Origin of the sequence: Streptomyces sp. CBMA123 (genome assembly GCF_014596465.1) — a bacterium.
In the GTDB taxonomy this organism is placed as follows: domain Bacteria; phylum Actinomycetota; class Actinomycetes; order Streptomycetales; family Streptomycetaceae; genus Kitasatospora.
In genome coordinates, this window is record NZ_MECK01000439.1 from 1 (window position 1) to 2,206 (window position 2,206).

Annotated in this window: 2 protein-coding genes; one reads left to right on the forward strand and one right to left on the reverse strand. The window is 75.3% G+C overall.

Annotation, left to right across the window (positions count from 1 at the left end; all coding sequences use genetic code 11):
- Positions 1–1,125: peptidoglycan-binding protein (locus tag BG452_RS32985; RefSeq protein WP_188308023.1), on the forward strand; the 1,125-nt coding region annotated here is incomplete at its 5' end.
- Positions 1,126–1,162: 37 nt separating this feature from the next.
- On the opposite strand, the gene BG452_RS32990 is transcribed toward BG452_RS32985, so the two are convergent.
- Positions 1,163–1,912 carry a TrmH family RNA methyltransferase gene (locus tag BG452_RS32990; protein ID WP_188308024.1) on the reverse strand — a complete coding sequence of 250 codons (750 nt, stop codon included), beginning with the start codon at positions 1,910–1,912 and terminating at the stop codon, positions 1,163–1,165.
- Between the last annotated feature and the right edge of the window lie 294 nt (positions 1,913–2,206).

The window sequence follows — 2,206 nt, forward strand, 5'->3', positions numbered from 1 at the left end:
GCGGTGGCCGGCGGCACCGCCGCCGCGGCCCCCGCGCCCAGCCCCACCCCGGGCGGCAGCAGCACCAGCCAGCCCCCGCGGACCCCCCAGGGCGAGGTCAACGCCCTCTACGGCGACGCCCCCGGCGCCCGTGCCTACGCCGCCCCGCGACTCGCCGCCCAGCCCCCCACCCGGGCCCGGATCATCCAGCGCGCCCAGGGCTGGGTCGACCAGGCCGTGCCGTACGGCATGGGCCGCTACTGGTCGGACGGCTACCGCCAGGACTGCTCCGGCTTCGTCTCGATGGCCTGGGAGCTCGGCAGCAGCCAGACCACCTGGACCCTGCCGAACTTCGCCGAACGGATCAACCGGAACGACCTCCAGCCCGGCGACGTGCTGATCTACAACAACCCGGCCAACCCCCAGGCCGGTTCGCACGTGACGATCTTCGGCGGCTGGACGGACTCCACCCGCACCACGTACGTCGCCTACGAGCAGACCTCCCCCGGCGCCAAGAAACGCGCCACCCCGTACGCCTACTGGAACAACTCCGGCTCCTACGTCCCCTACCGCTACACCGGCCTCTCCGGCGGCAGCAACGACGGCACCTCCGCCGACGCCTTCCCGGGCGCGGACAAGTTCGGCCCCGGCGCGAACAACGGGTACGTCACCGAGCTCGGCCGGATGCTGGTGCGGCGCGGCGGCGCCCGCTTCTACTCCGAGGGCCCCGGGCCCCGGTGGGGCGAGGCCGACCGCAAGGCCACCCAGGCCTTCCAACTCGCCCAGGGCTGGCGCGGCGGCGAGGCCGACGGCCTTCCGGGCAAGGACACCTGGGACTTCCTGGTCAACGACAAGGGCCGCGACATCGACGCCGGCACCCCGCTGCCGCCCCCACCGCCCACCGGCGCCCCCGCCTTCCCCGGCGCCCGGTACTTCGGCCCCGGCCAGAGCAACGACCACGTCCGCCGACTCGGCGAACAGCTGGTCCGCAAGGGCTACGGCGGCTCGTACAGCGTCGGCCCCGGCCCGCGCTGGACGGAGAGCGACCGACGCGCCGTCCAGGCCTTCCAACAGGCCCAGGGCCGGCGCGGCGGCGAGGCCGACGGCCACCCGGGCCCGGACACCTGGCGCACGCTCTTCTCCTGACGCCCCGCACGGCGCGGCACCACCCCGGTGCCGCGCCTCAGCGCCGCCCCGACATCCAGTGGAACAGCCCCATCGCGACACTCGTCGCCAGGTTGAAACTGGACACCCCCGGCTGCATCGGCACCGCCACCAACCGGTCGGCCCGCGCCTTGAGCTCCGCGGACACCCCGTGCCGCTCCGTCCCGAAGGCGAGCAGCGCGTCGTCCGGGAACGGCAGGTCCCGGATGTCCACCCCCTCCGGGTCCAGCACGTACAGCGGCCCGGCGGGCAGCTCCGGCAGACCCACCCGCTCCACCGCGGTGGCGAAGTGCAGCCCCGCACTGCCGCGCAGCACCGTCGGGTGCCAGGGATCCAGCTCGCCCGTGGTCACCACCCCGGTCGCCCCGAACCCGGCCGCCAGCCGGATCACCGCCCCGACGTTCCCCAGGTTCCGCGGGTTCTCCAGCACCACCACCGGCGCCCGGCGCGGCCGCTCCGCCAACACCGCCCGGTTGGCCGCCACCGACGGCCGCACCGCCAGCGCGACCACCCCGGTCGGGTGCAGCCGGGGCGCCAGGGCCCGCAGCCGCTCCTCCGCCACCTCCACCGCCAACGCCTCCAGCGCCGCGACCACATCCGGCGCCAACTCACCCGCCAACGCCAGCAACGCCCCCCGGTCCGCCGTCAGCACCCGCCGCACCTCACCCCCGAACCGCAGCGCGTGCTTCAACGGATGGAACCCGTCCAACAGCACCACCCCCGACTCCCGCTCGGCCACCCGCCACGCCCGCACCAGCTCGTCGTCCATGCCGCTCACTCTCCCACCCCACCGCCCGTCTCCCCCGAGCCGCACACCCCCCTCACCCCTCTACCCCAGCACGGACGCGCAGGGCGAAAGCCCGCGCGCCCACACCACCCCTCACCCTCGACCCGCACCCACCCACCCCCGCACCCCGCACCCCTCCCCCCACCTCCCCCACCTCCCCCACCCACCCACCCCCTCCCCACCAGGCGAGAGGGACGCGCTGCGGAAGGGGGCGGCGCAGGGGGTGGCTGCGGAGAGGGGCGTGACGGGTGATTTTCAGACTGCCAACGGTCCCAA

Excerpts from the sequence above, each read along its gene's own strand:
- BG452_RS32990 (WP_188308024.1), bottom strand. The coding sequence starts at position 1,912 with ATGGACGACGAGCTGGTGCGGGCGTGGCGGGTGGCCGAGCGGGAGTCG.